This window comes from Salinimicrobium marinum, assembly GCF_014651535.1.
GTDB lineage: Bacteria > Bacteroidota > Bacteroidia > Flavobacteriales > Flavobacteriaceae > Salinimicrobium > Salinimicrobium marinum.
On the sequence record NZ_BMXB01000007.1, the window covers coordinates 102,665 to 120,205 of the forward strand.

Sequence of the window (17,541 nt, forward strand, 5' to 3'; positions counted from 1 at the left end):
TAAGCCGTAATTTTATCATTTAATAGGCAACAATGACGAGAAAGAGTAACAAAAAAAAGAATACCCCAAATACAGAAGATTTTACAAGAACAATATTGGGCATCCTGAGAAAAGATCCGGGACAGGCATTTAATTATAAACAGATCGCTGCAAAAATAGGTGTAGATGATCCGGGTAGCAGAAATAAGATCATCCGGAATTTAGCACAACTTGCGGCTAAAAAGAAGGTTCAGGAAATAGAACGGGGAAAGTTCCAGTTACTGGGCACAGATGATTATTACCACGGAATTGTGGATCTTACGGCCAAAGGAAGTGGTTATGTGGTGGTTGAAGAACTGGAAGAGGATGTATTTATTCCTTCTACTAATCTTAATAAAGCACTAAACGGGGATGAAGTAGAGATCTATATCTACAAAAGAAGACGCAATAAGAAAAGTGAAGGAGAAGTAACCAAAATCATTCAAAGAAAGCGCACAGAATTTGTAGGAGTGCTTCAACTGAAAGAGAATTTTGGATTTGTAGCCATGTCCGATCCGAAAATGTATACCGATATTTTTGTTCAAAGGAATAAGATCGGAGATGCAAAAGATGGGGATAAGGTAGTGGTGGAAATGGAAGAATGGCCCGAAAAAGCCGATTCTCCCTTCGGTAAAATTATTCAGGTGCTGGGTAAACCCGGAGAACACAATACAGAGATCCATTCTATTTTAGCTCAATACGGTCTTCCACATGAATTTCCGCAGGAAGTAGAAGATTTTGCCGCAACGATTGATACTTCCATTAAGGAAGAGGAGATTAGTAAAAGGAGGGATATGCGTGACGTACTTACCTTTACAATCGATCCCAAAGATGCCAAGGATTTTGATGATGCATTGAGCTTTAGAAAACTGGAAAACGGAAACTTTGAAATTGGTATTCATATTGCCGATGTGGCTCATTATGTACAACCGGGAACGATTCTAGATGAAGAAGCTTTTAACAGGGCAACCTCTGTTTATCTGGTAGACCGGGTAGTGCCAATGTTACCGGAAATTCTTTCCAATAATGCCTGTTCATTACGTCCAAATGAAGAGAAATATACTTTTTCTGCTGTTTTTGAAATGAATGAAAAAGCAGAAATTAAAGATCAGTGGTTTGGAAGAACAGTAACCTTTTCAGATGCACGTTTTGCTTATGAAGAAGCGCAGTATATAATAGAAACAACTGCCGGTGAAATCCCTGCAGATATTTCCATTTCGGGTGAATCATATCATGCTAATGACGCGGTTGTAAGTGCGGTTTTAGAAATGGATAAACTCGCCAAGATCATGCGGAAAGAACGGATGAAACATGGAGCTATTTCTTTTGACAAGGTAGAGGTGAAATTTGAACTGGACGAAAATAATGAACCAATTGGAGTCTTCTTTAAAACATCGAAAGATGCCAATAAATTAATTGAAGAATTCATGCTTTTGGCCAACAAGAAGGTAGCAGAATTCATAGGAAAACAGAAACCAAAGAAAACTTTTGTTTACCGTTGCCACGATGAACCCGATGATGATAAGCTTGCTGCGCTTAAAACCCTGGTATCCAAATTCGGACATAAACTAACCCTGAAAGATAAAAAATCAGTGAGTCAGTCCCTTAACCGGTTACTGGAGGATGTGCAGGGTAAAAAGGAACAGAACCTTGTCGATACGCTGGCTATAAGAACCATGAGCAAAGCATATTATAGTACTGATAATATTGGCCACTACGGACTCGCTTTCAGTCATTATTCCCATTTTACTTCACCTATTAGACGATATCCAGATGTTATGACCCACCGTCTTTTGCAGCAATATATTGAGGACAAAGCTTCAGCAAAAGAAGAAGAATACGAAGAAAAATGTAAGCATAGCAGCAATATGGAGAGCCTGGCAACCAGCGCAGAAAGAGATTCCATAAAATATATGCAGATCAAGTTTATGCAGGAGCATAATGAAGAGGAGTTTTTGGGCGTTATCTCGGGGGTGACAGAATGGGGTATTTACGTGGAAGTAATCGCCAATAAGTGTGAAGGAATGGTTCGTCTTAGAGATATAAGAGAAGATCATTATGATTATGACGAGGAGAATTATGCCATTGTGGGTAGAAAAACCAAGAAGGTATATCAGTTGGGAGATGAAGTTTATGTGAGCGTTAAAAATGCTGATTTAGTAAAAAGACATCTTGATTTTAATTTAATTGGGTCCAGAAATGAAGTTGAGAATTAATTTAAATAATTTCAAAACCACCTTAGCCTGCTGTTTATTTATTGTTTCGGGAGCTGTTTTTGGGCAGGATATTTCGGCCCAGCTTTCAGATTTTAATGAATTGAAAGTTTTCAACGGGATAGAAGTTGTTTTAATACCTTCTGAAGAAAACAGGATAGAAATTACCGGACACAGTAAGGAAAAGGTAAAATATCAACATGTGGAAAACCGTTTGGAATTAAGGTTGTCCCTGGAGAATATTTGGACAGATGATAACACTCTTGTAAAAATATTTTTTAGAAAACTTCAGGTGATAGATGCTAATGAAAGATCTGTAGTTCAGGTGGATGGTGAAATTGTGGGAACAAATCTCGTTTTCAGGGCGCAGGAAGGTGCTTCGGTTTTTGCAGGGATTGATGCTTTAAAGCAAAGTTCAAAAGCTGTTACGGGGGGACAGGTAAATCTTCATGGTAAAGTGAGGGAACAGGAGATCACGATCAATACCGGAGGCCAGTTTTACGGTAAAAAATTAATTTCAGAAAATACTGAGGTTTCTATTAGCGCAGGTGGAAACGCCGAAGTATCTGCCGAAACTTATTGTAAGGCAACTGCCAAACTTGGAGGTACTATTTTAGTTTTCGGAAATCCCGAACAACTGGATAGAAAGACCAGTTTTGGAGGCAGCATTAAGAAGATGAACTAAAATGCTACATTTGTGAAAACTAAAAGTTCGTAATGCTTCAAGATATTCTGGCTGCTATACCTTTAGGCTTTTTTCTTGCATTTTTATTAGGTCCCGTTTTCTTTGTATTACTGGAGACTGCTGCTATCAAAGGGTTTAGGGCTGCAATTTCATTTGATGCCGGCGTTATTTTTGCCGATATTGTTTTCCTTTTTATTGCCTATTTAAGTACCACCAAACTGCTTAACAGGATCAAAGATGATCCTGCTTTGTTTGTTTTTGGAGGAGGAATTCTGGTGACTTATGGGATAATTCAGTTTATCCAAACCAAAAAAGTGTTGCTTCATGAGGAAGTGCCTGAGATCCAGAAACTCAATAAGAGGGATTACCTGGGACTGGCAGCAAAAGGCTTTCTTTTAAACTTTATTAATATTGGAGTTTTAGGTTTCTGGCTGGGTTTAATCATTGTTTTTGGTCCCAAAATGGAAATGGAAACCGACAGAATTGTTGTTTTCTTTAGTAGTGTTTTGGGAACTTATCTTGTTTTTGATGTAATTAAGATCTTACTGGCCAAAAAACTAAACCGCAAATTAACCCCAAACCGCATTTTCTACACCAAACGGGCTATTAGTATAGTTCTCATTGTTTTTGGGATTGTATTAATAGGGCAGGGATTACTTCCGGAGGAGCTGACGCAGCTTCAAAATCAGATTGATACTATCTCTCCCGAATAAAAAAAAAGTTCCTATAAAGCTTTAAAAATAGCTTTTTAGAATAATTTAATTTTTCACTCGTTCCGAAGCTTCGGAATAATGCATGATGTTCTATAGTAAAATGTTCCGGAAGCTTCTCATGATTTCTCTTTCTCATGCTACCTAGCAGTACCATAAAACAGGGTGGAGGTTCTTTTTTAGAAAAACCTAACATGGGATATCCAGGGCGAACTGGTGTGGTTCGCTTTTCCAGTTTAAATTTCAAATATCAATTAGCAGATCATGATTTGAATAAAAAAAAGCCTCCTTTTCAGGAAGCTTTTTTGTTGAGGCATCGAGCGGATTCGAACCGCTGTACAAGCTTTTGCAGAGCTCTGCCTAGCCACTCGGCCACGATGCCCTAAATTTGGGAAGGCAAATGTAATAAAATTTCTTTAGGAAGACCATATTTTTCAGAAAGCAAAAGGAGAAATTATTTCAACAATTTCGGTTTCTATCTGCTTTTACTTCTCCTTACCGTTACCATCTGCACATTTCCTCCAATTGGTGGATTTATTTTTGAAACATCTACCGTTACTTTCTGTACAATTAATAATTCCTCCATTACCCGATTAATAATACGTTCGGCTACTGTTTCCAGTAATTTTGAACGAGTAGCCATTTCTTCCTTTACTATTTTGTTTAAATGCACGTAATCTATGGTGTCTTTTAAAGCATCGGTCTTGGCAGAAAGTGAGAGATCTCCTTTGACTTTTAGATCGACCCGGTAATCACTGCCTATTTTTCCTTCTTCATCCAGGCATCCGTGATATGCAAAAACCTTAATATTCTTAATTTTTATTGAACCCACTGTTTTTTTTGCGAAGATAAAAACAATTGAGAAGACAATAATCTTATAATGATTTTTATCTGGCCAAATTCCCTTGTTATAATAGTTTTGACGTTTATTTTAATTAATTTTGATCTCGTAAAGAAGAACGAAAAATTATGTCTGAAGAAAAGAAATCTCTCAATTTTATTGAGCAAATTATAGAAGAAGATCTTAAATTGAACTATAAAAAAGAAGATTTAAAATTCCGTTTTCCACCCGAACCTAATGGATATTTACATATTGGTCATGCTTCCTCCATTTGCCTCAATTTTGGCCTTGGAGAAAAGTATAATGCTCCTGTAAATCTTAGGTTTGATGATACAAATCCTATTAAAGAAGAGCAGGAATATGTGGATGCGATCAAGAGAGATGTGGAATGGCTTGGCTTTAAATGGGCCAAGGAATGCTATGCATCAGATTATTTTCAGCAATTATATGACTGGGCAGTGGAGCTAATCAAAAATGGATATGCTTATGTTGACAGTCAGCCTTCAGCAGTTATTGCTGAACAAAAAGGTACTCCTACAGAACCCGGAAAGAACAGTCCGTACAGAGATCGATCGGTAGAAGAGAACCTGGAGCTTTTTGAAAAAATGAAAAACGGGGAAACCACCGAAGGTCAGCATGTACTTAGAGCCAGGATAGACATGGCTGCTAAGAATATGCTTATGAGAGATCCCGTCATGTACAGGAGTCTGCACAAAAAACACCACCGTACAGGGAATGATTGGATGATCTATCCGCTGTATGACTGGGCACATGGAGAGAGTGATTTTATTGAGAGCATATCCCATTCATTTTGTACGCTTGAGTTTCTTCCACATCGGGAACTATACAACTGGTTCCTTGAAAAAGTAAGTTCACCCGATGATTTTAAACCAAAACAAAGGGAATTTGCCCGTCGTAATTTGAGTCATACCATCGTAAGTAAAAGAAAATTGCTTCAATTGGTAGAGAAAGGCATTGTTTCTTCCTGGGATGATCCAAGAATGCCGACCATATCTGGGCTTCGAAGAAGAGGTTATACTCCTGCTTCGATCAAGAAATTTGCTGAAACCATTGGAATTGCAAAGCGGGAAAATGTCATTGATGTTTCATTGCTGGAATTTTGTATTCGTGAAGATCTCAATAAAACGGCACCAAGAGTTATGGCGGTTATGGATCCGGTAAAACTTGTAATCACCAATTATCCTGAAGGGGAAGAGGAGTGGCTTACTGCCGAAAATAATCCTGAAGATGAATTGGCAGGATCGAGAGAAGTACCGTTTTCAAAAGAGCTTTACATTGAGAAAGAAGATTTTAAAGAAGAAGCAAACCGAAAGTTTTTCAGATTAACTCTTGGAAAAGAAGTAAGGCTGAAAAATGCTTACATCATAAAAGGAGAGAAAGTAATCAAAGATGCCAACGGGGAAATAGCAGAAATACACTGTACCTATGATCCCAAAAGCCGAAGTGGAAGCGGAACTGAAGAATCTATGCGTAAAGTGAAAGGTACTTTACATTGGGTTTCTGCAAAGCATGCCATTGAAGCTGAGGTAAGGCTTTACGACCGCCTGTTTACAGTCGAATCTCCAGATGCAGATAAAGAGAAGGATTATCTTGAGTATATCAATCCTGAGTCGCTTAAAACGATCACAGCCTATCTTGAACCTGGTTTGAAAGATTCACAGCCTTATGAACAATTCCAGTTCCAAAGGATTGGTTATTTCAATGTAGACAAAGAAAGTTCTTCAGATAATCTAATTTTCAACAGAACCGTCACCTTGCGTGATTCCTGGGCTAACAAAGATTAAAACTTTTATTGTTCAGGTAATTAAGAATAAATTAGCAATCCAAAAATGATATTAACCGGTTATTAACAGTGGTGCTCGGTTCAAAATGTTAAATTTGGAATTAATACTAATTTTAAAAAGAACCAGAACATCATGGCAAATACAGGAACTACATTTTTAGCATTGTTAACAGGAGCTGCCATCGGAGCAGGATTAGGAATGCTTTATGCACCTGAAAGTGGTGAAGATACCCGGAGAAAACTAAGTGAAAACGCACGTAGAACTCAGGACAATCTTAATAAGCAATATAGAGAAACCTCTTCAAATTTATCACAGAAGGCAAAAAAGGCCAAAATGGATTTTGAAACCAGGTTGGAAGATACGCTTGCATCTGCCAGTTTTAAAGCAGATGAAATAATTGATGGATTGGAAAGCAAATTAGAAGAGTTGAGACGCCAGAATGCAAGATTTCAGAAATCCGGAGAAAAATCAGGTGGTGATTCATCATCAGATAAAAAGGAGAAAGTAACAACCCCGTCCAATCAGGCAATTAATCCATCTACAGATAACTCAATAGCCTAATAAGAATGGCATTTGAAAGAATATCAGCAAATTTAGAAAGGTTAAATCAGAACATTAAGGCCTTCAGCAAGAGTAGTGCGGAGTACTACAAGCTGGACCTGTTTGAAAAAGTAATGAAGGGAGCCACATCACTGGCAAGAATACTGGTGATTGGCTTTCTTGCTTTATTTTTTCTTCTATTTCTATCTCTTGCCGCTTCTGTATGGATAAGTGATGCAATAGGCAATGCAAGCAGTGGATTCTTTATTGTGGCAGGATTTTATTTGTTATTGATACTTTTCATGAAATTCTTCGGAAGTTCTATGATAGAAGAAACAATGCTGATCAAGGTTTCAAGAAAATTCTTTAACAGCGGAGGTTCAGATAAAGGAAGTAATGAAGACAAACGTGATTGATGAGGCAGTATAAAAACTTTAATGAAATTGAAAGGGACAAGAGACTTCTCAAACTCCAGATGGAAATTGATAAGGAGAAAATGATCCTGAGCTATAACTATACCAAGGAAAGTCTGGCACCTGTAAACCTCATCAAGAACATGGCAGGAACTGTGTTTAAATCTGCTGTTATTCTAAAGGGTGCAAACAAAGTTCTAGGAATGATAGGAGGGAAGAAAGACGAAAAATAGGTATAAATGCCGTTTTTTTAAGTATTAAACATTTCCGTTTAATGGTAAAAATAAAAGGGTTGGACATAGATGAGTCCAACCCTTTTTTCATTGTTATTTTTTCGTTATTCCAGTTCTGTACCCGGATTTTTATTCCGGGTTTTGTTATCCTTTTCTTTCTTTCTTTTGCTCTCTCTTAAGGCATTTTCCTTTTTCATTGCTTCCCCAATTTGGTTTGAAGCTGTAAAAGAAGCGATCATATTGTTCAGCATATCACTCCCGGTCTGGGGTGAATTTGGAAGCAAAATAAGATTACTTTGCGTCTCTTCACCTAGTGATTGTAAAGTATCGTAGTGTTGGGTTACCACTATTAATGCAGAAGCTTCCTGGGAATTAATCCCTACATTGTTAAGCACATCCACACTCTCTTCAAGTCCGCGTGCTATTTCCCGGCGTTGATCTGCAATACCCTGTCCCTGTAGCCTCTTACTTTCGGCTTCAGCACGGGCCTTAGCTACAATTTTAATCCTTTCTGCTTCCGCTTCGTACTCTGCGGCTACCTTTTCCCTTTCAGAAGCGTTTATACGGTTCATAGCAGCTTTAACCTGCACATCGGGGTCTATGTCTGTCACCAGCGTTTTAATGATGTCATAGCCGTAATCCTGCATAGCTTCATTCAATTCCCTTTCCACAGCGATTGCTATGTCATCTTTACGCTCAAAAACATCATCCAGTTTCATTTTTGGTACTTCTGCACGTACCACATCAAAAACATAAGAAGTAATCTGGTCGTGTGAATTTTCCAGCTTGTAAAAAGCATCATAGGTGTTATTGCTCATAACACGAAATTGTACCGATATTTTTAACTTTACAAAAACATCATCTTTTGTCTTGGTTTCCACCAGTACATCCAGCTGTTGAACTTTTAGGTTAATACGTCCCGCGATTTTGTCAATGATGGGAACTTTAAAATGAAGTCCGCTGTTGCTGGTCCTTTGAAATTTTCCGAAACGCTCCACAATTGCTGCAGTCTGCTGTTTGACAGTAAAAATTCCTGAAAATAGGATCATAAGTCCAAAAAAGATAATGATCACAGTGAGAATGGTAGATATCATTTAGTTCTGTTTAAGAGTTTGCCTGTCAAGGTAAAAAATAAAACCTTTATATTTATCGCAAAAAGAAAATAGTTAATATGGAAAAGAGGTACATTATACTGATGTTTTTGATGTTATATTCATTTTTATCACATTCTCAAAGAAGATGGGAAGGGGAATATAACAGATTGGGATTACAGGCCGGTGTGAACCATTTTAATATTCATACAGGAAATTTTGATGTTGAACCCGGCACTAGCTGGACAGCCGGTTTTACTGGCAGAGCATCTTATTACGATGATTTCCAGTTTATTTACGGGCTAAACTTTTTTGATCTGAATGCAAAAATAAGGGGGAGACAAAAGCAGGAAGACCTGGAGGCCAATGAGGATGTAAAATTTAATATGATAGGCGTTCAGGCGAGTTTCCTTGGAAGTTATAAGATCATTGGAAATTATTTAAGTATTGAAGCAGGACCTGTCGTCCAGGTGAATGGAAAATTTGAACCAAGGCAGGATCGCGAATTATTTTACCTGGAAGAATATGATATTCAGGCTTCAGATATTGAAAAGGTTTCTACCGTTAATTTTAATGTGGCTGCAGGGATTTCCGGGGGATTTGAAAACGTCAAATTCTTTGCACAATATCAATACGGGGTGAATAACTTCTTTGGCGGATTAAGCGGGGAAAACCTCGAGGAAATAGATCCCCGTGCTACAGACATCAGCGGGAGCATGACATTAATCACCGGCGGAATAATGGTGTTTCTGTAGAGATCAAAGAGTTTTCCTATAAAACAAAACCCCACTTTACAAAAAACGTAGTGTGGGGTTTTTATGCTAAAAAAAATTATTATAATTCTCTCACAGCTCTTTCTATACGTGAAACAGTTTGTTTTTTTCCTATAGCCGAGGCTATTTCAAAAACATCGGGACCTTGCATAGCCCCAACGAGGCTTAACCTGAAAGGTTGCATTATTTTCCCAAAACCTATTTCTTTTTCCGTGATCCAGGCTTTGATATTTTCCTGTAGAGTAGAGGTACTGAAATCCTCTATTTTTTCTAGTTCTGCTATAAGTTGCTTCATAAGGTCGGCTGTATCTTCTTTCCAGGCCTTTTTAGCTGCTTTTTCGTCGTATTTTTCAGGTGCGACAAAGAAGTAGAAGCCGAGATCCCAAAAATCTCTTACAAAGCTCGCACGTTCTTTTAGAAGCGATACTACCTTGACAAGATATTCTTGTGTGAAATCAAGATTTTTCTCCGCTAAAAGCACTTTTAACTGCTTCGCTAAAACTTCATCTTTTGCTTCCTGAAGATAGTGGTGCTGGAACCATTTTGTTTTTTCAGGATCAAACTTAGAGCCTCCTTTCGACACATGTTCAAGGCTAAAGGCCTGTATTAACTCCTTCAGCGAATAGATTTCTTTTTCACTTCCGCCTCCTTCATTCCATCCTAAGAAAGCCAGCATGTTTATTACAGCTTCGGGAAAATATCCTTCTTCCCTGTAACCTGATGAAATCTCTCCCGAATTTGGATCTTTCCATTCCAGAGGGAACACCGGGAATCCAAGTTTATCGCCATCTCGTTTACTTAGTTTTCCTTTTCCCTGTGGTTTAAGAATAAGCGGTAAATGTGCAAATTTTGGAGCTTGCCAGTCAAAAGCACGATATAAAAGTTCATGAAGTGCCAGGGAAGGAAGCCATTCTTCACCGCGAATTACGTGGGTAATTTCCATTAAATGATCATCTACTATATTGGCGAGATGATAGGTGGGCATCCCGTCACTTTTGAAAAGTACTTTATCATCAAGAACCTTGGTTTCGATTTGCATCTCACCGCGAATCTCATCATTTAACTCTAAAGTTTCAGCTTCCGGGATTTTAAACCTGATCACATAAGGCACTCCAGCTTCCAGTTTTTTATTCACTTCTTCTGAAGAAAGTGCCAGGGAGTTATCCAGCTTAAGCCGGTTATGCCAGTTATAGATAAACGTTTTTCCCTTTTCCTCATGGTCTTTTCTGTGGGCGTCAAGAGCTTCAGAAGTATCAAATGCGTAATATGCATTTCCGGAAGCTATAAGTTTTTCGGCATATTCCCGGTACAAATGTTTCCGTTCACTCTGGCGGTAAGGTCCAATGTCACCTTCTTTTCCCGGTCCTTCATCATATAGAATGTTGCACCAGTTTAGAGCTTCTACTAAATAATCTTCGGCACCTTCAACATAACGGGATTGATCTGTATCTTCTATTCTTAGAATAAAATCACCGCCGTTTTTTTTAGCAAATAAATAGTTGAAAAGAGCTGTTCTTACTCCTCCTATGTGTAAGGGCCCTGTAGGACTTGGTGCGAATCGCACCCTGACTTTTTCTGTGGACATAAACCTTGTTTTACTGCAAAGATAGAGGTTTCTTTAGGTTTAAGAAATCGCTGTTAGTGGAAGGATTTTCCAAAAATGCAATTCTTTTACAATTTTAATTTTATGTTGTAGTTTTAAAGATGCGGAAAAGGGGAGGTAGTATGGACAATTTTAATGAGTTACGAAACAAACTTGAAGCCTTTATAAGGCGATATTATTTGAATGAACTTCTTAAAGGAGCTATATTTTTTGTTTCTATAGGGCTGCTGTATTTCCTAATAACTTTATCTCTAGAACATTTCTTTTGGCTCAATTCTACAAAGCGGCAAATCCTGTTTTGGAGTTTCGTTCTTGTTGAAGTACTACTTTTTGTCAAATTCATCATAGTTCCACTTCTTAAGCTGTTCAGGTTGTCTAAAGGGCTTAATTACGCCCAGGCATCACGGATCATTGGAGATCATTTTCCAGAAGTGAAGGATAAGTTGCTGAATTTATTACAGTTAAAAGAAAATAATCATCAATCTGAACTTTTACTTGCAGGGATTGATCAAAAAGCGCAGGAATTGAAACCTGTGCCTTTCAATATGGCGGTAGACTTTAAAAGCAATCTGCCATTTTTGAAATATGCTGCCATCCCTGTTCTTATTATACTACTCATTTTTGTAACCGGCCAAAGCAATATGTTTGCCGATAGTTACGAGAGGGTAGTGCATTACAAAAAGGCCTATGTTCCGCCGGCACCTTTCGCTTTCAATATCATGAATGGCGAACTGAAAGCCCGGGCAAATGAACCCTTTACACTCCGGATAAATACGGTAGGTAATGTCCTGCCTGAAAGTCCCTCTATTCATTATAGAGGACAAACATACTTTCTGAATAAAGTTTCCCCGGGATTATTTGAATATGAATTTGAAGCATTAAAAGAATCTGTTAATTTCAATTTTTCCGGAAATGAAGTGACTTCAGGAAACTATACCCTGGAGGTGGTTGAGGTTCCCGAAATGACCGATTTTAAAATGCATCTTAATTTTCCTGATTATACAGGACTGGAGGACGAAATAGTAGATGGTTCCGGAAATGCCACAGTTCCGGAAGGAACAAGCATTAACTGGAAACTAAATACCCTGGCTACGGAAGAAGTTTCTTTCCGGACCGGGGATACTATAAATCAATTTCAGAAAGAAGGAAATGGTTTTGCATTTGATAAGGAAATATTGAAGGCGCTTCGATATGAAATCTCTACCTCAAATAAAGAGGTGAAGAATTATGAGAATCTTGATTATGAAATAGCGGTAGTAAAGGATCAATATCCGGAATTGGAACTGGAGCAAAAGATAGATTCTGTTGATACGGAAACGCAATATTTTTACGGAAAAGTTTCAGATGATTATGGTATTTCAGGGGTGCAGCTGGTGTATTATCCTACAGAAAAATCTGAAGATGTTCAGAGGAGGAGTATTCCTATTTCAAAAGCTGCTTATGCTGAATTTCTTTTTGCTTTCCCCGACACGTTAAATCTTCAGAAGGGGAAGAGCTATGAATATTATTTTCAGGCTTTCGATAATGATGCAGTTAATAACCGAAAAAGTGTAAAAAGTAGTGTTTTTTATTTCCGCAGAAAAACAGAAGATGAGAAGAAGGAGGAACGATTAAATCAGCAATCGGATGCTATTAAAGGGCTGGATAATTCTTTGGAGAAGTTGCAGTTTTCTAGGGAAGAATTAGAAGAAATTTCACGGCTGCAAAAACAGAAGAAAGAGCTGAATTACAGTGACAGAAAAAAGCTGGAGAATTTCCTGGACCGTCAAAAGAAGCAAAATGCCATGATGAAAGAATATGCAGAAAACTTAAAAAAAAGTCTAAATGGGGATTCGCCACGGGAAAAAAACAAGTTGAAAGAACAGTTGGAGGAGAGGCTTAAAAATAGAGAAGATAAACTGGAAGAGAATGAAGATTTGCTGGAAGAATTACGTAAGTATGGGGAGAAAATTAATGAAGAGGAATTAGGGGAGAAATTAGAAAAACTTTCCAGGAATAATCAAAATCAAGAAAAGAGTTTAGAACAACTTCTGGAACTTACCAAGAAATATTATGTGGAGGAAAAAGCTGCAAAAATTTCAAGGGATCTTGAGAAACTGGCATTAGAACAAGAGAAGTTGGCAGAGGATGATGAAGCTAATAACAAAGATGCTCAGGATTCATTGAACGAGGAATTTAATGAAATTAGAGAGAATTTAAAGGAGCTTGAGGAGGAAAATCGGAAGTTGCAGAAACCAACAGAAACCGGTTCAGATGAACAAGCAGAAGAAGAGATTAAGAAAGAGCAGGAAAAAGCCAGTGAGAGTTTGGAGAAACAGCAAAAGAGTGACGCTAAAAAGAATCAAAAAAACGCTTCTGAAAAGATGAAGGAATTAAGCAGTAAAATGAAACAACAGCAACAAATGTCGGCTGGGGAACAATTGCAGGAGGATGCTGTGATGCTTCGTAAAATACTGGATAATCTGGTTATTTTTTCTTTTGAACAGGAGGAGCTTTTGGATAATTTTAAAGAGATGGGACGGGATAACCCCGGCTTTGCTTCAGGGATCAAAAGGCAGAATATCATAAAGGAACATTTTCAGCATGTAGATGACAGTTTATATGCACTGGCTCTGCGAAACCCAATGATTACCGAAAACATTACGGAGAAACTTACAGATATTGAATTTGATCTTGACAAGGCTCTGGACAGGCTTGCACAAAACCGCCTTCCTCAAGGATTGGCCAGTCAGCAGTATGTGGTGACTGGTGCCAATGATCTCGCTTATTTCCTGAGTCAGATACTAGGAAATATGGAGAATATGATGAGCAGTTCTTCCAGTGGTGGTGGCAGGGGTGATATGCAGTTGCCTGATATTATAAAGAAGCAGGAACAGTTGGGCGAGGAAATGAAGGAAGGGCTGGAAAAACAAAAGCAACAGCAAGGAAAGGAAAAGAGAGGTGAAGAAGGAGAGCGACAGGGTGAAGAAGAGAATGGAGAACTTTTCAGGATTTTTCAGGAGCAGCAAATATTGAGACAATTGCTGGAGGACAGGCTGGAAAAAGAGGGCTTGGGTGACAAAGGAAAAGCATTAAAAGAAGATATGGAAAAGATTGAAGAGGACTTGCTCAATAGTGGTTTTAATGAAGAAACTCTTCGTAAAATGCAAAATCTGGAACATAAATTGCTTGAATTGGAGGGAGCTTCATTGGAGCAGGGACAAAAAATGGAAAGGGAGTCAAATACAAATACTGAAGAGTTTGAAAACACCTCTAAAAATCAAATTCTTAAGGCTAAAGAATATTTTAATACTACTGAAATTTTAAACAGACAAACCTTACCTTTGCGGCAAATTTACAAACGAAAAGTAAAGGAATATTTTGAACGCGGAGATCATTAATTTTTATTCAGAAAACGATTTTGAATTACAGGATAAGGAACTGTATGAAAATTGGCTTAAGAAGGTAATTGCTTCCGAAGGGAAGAAGACAGGAGAAATTAGTTTTATCTTTTGCAACGACGAATATCTTCTTGAGATCAACAAGAAATATCTCGATCACGATACCTACACAGATATTATAAGTTTTGATAATACCTTAGGAAAAATTCTCCAGGGAGATATTTTTATTAGTACTGATAGGGTCGCCGAAAATGCTAAAACTTTTGATGTGAATTTTGATGAGGAACTAAAGAGAGTGATGGTGCATGGCATTCTTCATTTTGCCGGATATAAAGATAAAACGGAGGAAGAAAAAAGTTTAATGCGCCAAAGGGAAGAGGAAAAAATGAAAATGTTCCACGTGGAACAATAGAAACTAAATCTATGTTTGATAAAGAATATGATGTTATTGTAGTAGGGGGTGGTCACGCTGGCAGTGAGGCCGCAGCTGCAGCTGCCAATGTTGGTTGCAGCACCTTATTGATTACAATGAACCTGCAGAATATTGCACAAATGAGTTGTAATCCTGCTATGGGTGGAATTGCAAAAGGACAGATCGTTCGGGAGATTGATGCTCTTGGTGGATACAGCGGACTCGTTAGTGATACCAGTGCTATTCAATTTAAAATGCTTAACAAATCTAAAGGACCTGCAATGTGGAGTCCTAGGGTGCAGAGTGATAGAATGATGTTTGCTGAACACTGGAGATTGAGACTGGAGGCTACTAAGAATCTTGATTTTTACCAGGAAATGGTTTCAGGGCTGGTTATTGAAAATGGTAAAATAGTTGGTGTTAGAACCTCCCTTGGAATTGAAGTAAAAGCGAAATCTGTTGTTCTTACAAACGGGACTTTTTTGAACGGACTCATACATATTGGAGATAAACAAATGGGTGGTGGAAGATCTGGGGAAAGAGCTTCAAAAGGTATTACTGAAGATCTTGTTCAAATAGGTTTTGAAGCGGGAAGAATGAAAACCGGAACTCCTCCCAGGGTCGATGGAAGATCTCTGGATTATTCAAAAATGACAGAGCAGCCCGGTGATGAAATTCCTTCTAAATTTTCTTATTTAGATGAAACTTCCGCTTTGAAAAAACAACGTTCTTGTTGGATGACCTACACCTCTCCAGAAGTTCATAATTTACTTAAGGAAGGCTTTGATCGTTCTCCCATGTTCAACGGAAGAATTAAAAGTATAGGTCCGAGATATTGCCCTTCAATTGAAGATAAGATTAACCGGTTTGCAGATAAAGACCGACATCAATTGTTTATTGAACCTGAAGGGTGGAATACGGTAGAAATGTATGTGAATGGATTCTCTACTTCTTTGCCGGAAGATGTCCAGTTTAAAGCGTTGCGTTCTGTCGCAGGATTCGAGAATGTAAAATTCTTTAGGCCTGGGTATGCCATCGAATATGATTATTTTCCGCCGACACAATTGAAGCATACTTTGGAAACAAAGCTGGTAGAAGGATTGTATTTCGCGGGTCAGATTAATGGTACTACCGGTTATGAAGAAGCCGCTTCTCAGGGATTGATGGCAGGTATAAATGCAGCCTTAAAAATTCAGGAGAAAGATGAATTTATTCTGAAAAGGGACGAAGCTTATATTGGGGTATTAATTGATGATCTTATTACAAAAGGTACAGAAGAACCGTATAGGATGTTTACTTCCCGTGCAGAATACAGAACTTTATTACGCCAGGATAATGCCGATTTCAGATTAACTGAAAAGTCTTATAAAATAGGTTTGGCCTCTGAAAAGCGGATGCTGAAAATGGAGGAGAAGAAGGAAAAATCTTTTGCCTTTGTGCAATTTCTGAAAGATACAAGCGTGGCTCCAGAAGAAGCAAATGCTGTTTTAGAAGATAAAAATTCTGCTCCTGTTAAGCAAAGTGATAAGATTTTTAAAATCTTTTCCAGACCTAACATTACTATGGATGATGTTCGGAACTTTAGCGGAGTAAATGAATTTATCGAACAGCATTCTTTATCTGAAGAGGAACTTGAACAAACGGAAATTCAGGTTAAATATTCAGGATATATTGAAAAGGAAAAGAATAATGCCGATAAATTAAATCGACTGGAGGATATTAAAATCCCATCAGAATTCGATTATTCCAGGATAAAATCCATGTCTTTTGAAGCAAGGGAGAAACTAAAAAAGGTGAAGCCAATATCGGTATCTCAAGCATCAAGAATCAGCGGAGTAAGTCCAAATGATATTTCGGTTCTGCTGGTTTATATGGGAAGATAAAATGATCGTTCCACGTGGAACATTAGAATCCAAATCTATTTTAAAAAGATATTTTTTTGAATGAGCTCCGAAAAAGCATCAGCTAATTACCAGTTAAAATGTAAAGATCATACTGTAAGTGGAAATGAATATGAGCTGCGGTATGATCAAAAAAGGGATATGCTGGTAACTTTTCCGCAGCCCACTTTGGAGGAACTACCGGAATTTTACAAAAGTGAAAATTATATTTCTCACACCGATTCCAGCAGTTCCTTGTTTGAAAAAATCTACCAATGGGTGAAGACCTATATGATTGATAAAAAGATTAAATGGATAGAGAAGGAGGCAGCAAAAGGAAAAGATCTTTTGGATATTGGAGCCGGAACAGGGGATTTTTTGTTCAGGGCAAAATCCAGGGGCTGGAATGTAAAAGGAACCGAACCTAATTTCCGGGCCAGAGAACTAGCTTTGAAAAAAGGAGTCAACCTTGCAGAAGACTCTTTAAATTTCCCTTCTGCATCTTTTGATGTAATTACTATGTGGCATGTTCTGGAACATATTCCCAATCTTGAAGAACAAATAATGGAATTAACACGGCTTTTAAAGAAAGACGGACTCCTGGTGATTGCGGCTCCTAATTTTAAAAGTTATGATGCCGGAAAATTTAAAAATTTCTGGGCCGCTTATGATGTGCCAAGACACCTGTGGCATTTTTCCAGAACCTCGATTCACAATATTTTTGAACCACATGGATTCAAAATAGAAAAAACCAGAGGACTGGAGTTTGATGCTTTTTATGTAAGCCTGCTTTCAGCAAAATATAAATCGGGATCTAATTTTTCCATATCTGCTCTTTTCACGGGTTTGCTGTCCAACTTAAAGGCTAAATCCACCAAAGAATATTCCTCTGTTGCATATTTTCTTCAGAAAAACTAAAATAGCGATTTTAAAGCAATTTAAGG

The 17,541-nt window shown here is 38.0% G+C and carries 15 protein-coding genes and 1 tRNA gene; 12 read left to right on the forward strand and 4 right to left on the reverse strand.

Features of this window, described 5'->3' with window-relative positions; genetic code table 11:
* Positions 1-32 precede the first annotated feature (32 nt).
* Genes rnr through IE056_RS10285 form a run of 3 tightly spaced genes read left to right on the forward strand, consistent with a single transcriptional unit; the run spans position 33 to position 3,629 of the window.
* Complete coding sequence (rnr, locus tag IE056_RS10275; protein ID WP_189604630.1) at positions 33-2,234, forward strand: ribonuclease R; 2,202 nt, start codon at positions 33-35, stop codon at positions 2,232-2,234.
* A complete protein-coding gene (locus IE056_RS10280; RefSeq protein ID WP_189604631.1) occupies positions 2,218-2,916 on the forward strand; it encodes a head GIN domain-containing protein in 699 nt (232 codons plus the stop codon). Before rnr ends, IE056_RS10280 begins: the two co-directional genes overlap by 17 nt.
* Before the next feature lie 32 nt (positions 2,917-2,948).
* On the forward strand, positions 2,949-3,629 hold the full coding sequence (locus IE056_RS10285) for a LysE family translocator (protein WP_189604632.1): 681 nt from the start codon (positions 2,949-2,951) through the stop codon (positions 3,627-3,629).
* Positions 3,630-3,937: 308 nt separating this feature from the next.
* Here IE056_RS10285 and IE056_RS10290 read toward each other — a convergent pair.
* Positions 3,938-4,008: transfer RNA gene (locus IE056_RS10290), tRNA-Cys, on the reverse strand.
* 93 nt (positions 4,009-4,101) lie between these two features.
* The gene (gene folB, locus IE056_RS10295; RefSeq protein WP_189604633.1) at positions 4,102-4,458 is read right to left on the reverse strand and encodes a dihydroneopterin aldolase; all 357 of its coding nucleotides are present in this window, start codon (positions 4,456-4,458) and stop codon (positions 4,102-4,104) included.
* 137 nt (positions 4,459-4,595) lie between these two features.
* Here folB and IE056_RS10300 point away from each other — a divergent pair, with 137 nt between their 5' ends.
* From IE056_RS10300 to IE056_RS10315, 4 genes are all read left to right on the forward strand, one after another.
* Positions 4,596-6,272, forward strand: coding sequence for a glutamine--tRNA ligase/YqeY domain fusion protein (locus IE056_RS10300; RefSeq protein WP_189604634.1), 1,677 nt, complete (start codon positions 4,596-4,598; stop codon positions 6,270-6,272).
* Between the two features lie 132 nt (positions 6,273-6,404).
* Positions 6,405-6,833, forward strand: a complete 429-nt coding sequence (locus IE056_RS10305) for a YtxH domain-containing protein (RefSeq protein ID WP_189604635.1) — start codon at positions 6,405-6,407, stop codon at positions 6,831-6,833.
* 5 nt (positions 6,834-6,838) lie between these two features.
* The gene (locus tag IE056_RS10310) at positions 6,839-7,228 is read left to right on the forward strand and encodes a phage holin family protein (protein ID WP_189604636.1); all 390 of its coding nucleotides are present in this window, start codon (positions 6,839-6,841) and stop codon (positions 7,226-7,228) included.
* Complete coding sequence (locus IE056_RS10315; protein WP_189604637.1) at positions 7,228-7,458, forward strand: DUF6327 family protein; 231 nt, start codon at positions 7,228-7,230, stop codon at positions 7,456-7,458. The genes IE056_RS10310 and IE056_RS10315 overlap by 1 nt, the downstream gene beginning before the upstream one ends.
* 104 nt (positions 7,459-7,562) lie before the next feature.
* Here the strand turns inward: IE056_RS10315 and IE056_RS10320 are convergent, their stop codons facing one another.
* Positions 7,563-8,552 carry an SPFH domain-containing protein gene (locus IE056_RS10320; protein WP_189604638.1) on the reverse strand — a complete coding sequence of 330 codons (990 nt, stop codon included), beginning with the start codon at positions 8,550-8,552 and terminating at the stop codon, positions 7,563-7,565.
* 77 nt (positions 8,553-8,629) lie between these two features.
* Between IE056_RS10320 and IE056_RS10325 the strand changes: the two genes are divergently transcribed.
* Positions 8,630-9,304 carry a hypothetical protein gene (locus IE056_RS10325; protein WP_189604639.1) on the forward strand — a complete coding sequence of 225 codons (675 nt, stop codon included), beginning with the start codon at positions 8,630-8,632 and terminating at the stop codon, positions 9,302-9,304.
* Between the two features lie 79 nt (positions 9,305-9,383).
* Here the strand turns inward: IE056_RS10325 and gltX are convergent, their stop codons facing one another.
* On the reverse strand, positions 9,384-10,907 hold the full coding sequence (gene gltX, locus IE056_RS10330) for a glutamate--tRNA ligase (RefSeq protein ID WP_189604640.1): 1,524 nt from the start codon (positions 10,905-10,907) through the stop codon (positions 9,384-9,386).
* Between the two features lie 140 nt (positions 10,908-11,047).
* Here gltX and IE056_RS10335 point away from each other — a divergent pair, with 140 nt between their 5' ends.
* Genes IE056_RS10335 through IE056_RS10350 form a run of 4 tightly spaced genes read left to right on the forward strand, consistent with a single transcriptional unit; the run spans position 11,048 to position 17,515 of the window.
* Positions 11,048-14,305: a DUF4175 family protein gene (locus IE056_RS10335; RefSeq protein ID WP_189604641.1), complete on the forward strand. Its 3,258-nt coding sequence runs from the start codon at positions 11,048-11,050 to the stop codon at positions 14,303-14,305.
* Complete coding sequence (gene ybeY / locus IE056_RS10340; RefSeq protein ID WP_189604696.1) at positions 14,298-14,717, forward strand: rRNA maturation RNase YbeY; 420 nt, start codon at positions 14,298-14,300, stop codon at positions 14,715-14,717. Before IE056_RS10335 ends, ybeY begins: the two co-directional genes overlap by 8 nt.
* An 11-nt stretch (positions 14,718-14,728) precedes the next feature.
* Positions 14,729-16,600: a tRNA uridine-5-carboxymethylaminomethyl(34) synthesis enzyme MnmG gene (gene mnmG, locus IE056_RS10345; protein WP_189604642.1), complete on the forward strand. Its 1,872-nt coding sequence runs from the start codon at positions 14,729-14,731 to the stop codon at positions 16,598-16,600.
* A 60-nt stretch (positions 16,601-16,660) separates the two neighbouring features.
* The gene (locus tag IE056_RS10350; RefSeq protein WP_189604643.1) at positions 16,661-17,515 is read left to right on the forward strand and encodes a class I SAM-dependent methyltransferase; all 855 of its coding nucleotides are present in this window, start codon (positions 16,661-16,663) and stop codon (positions 17,513-17,515) included.
* Positions 17,516-17,541: the final 26 nt, after the last annotated feature.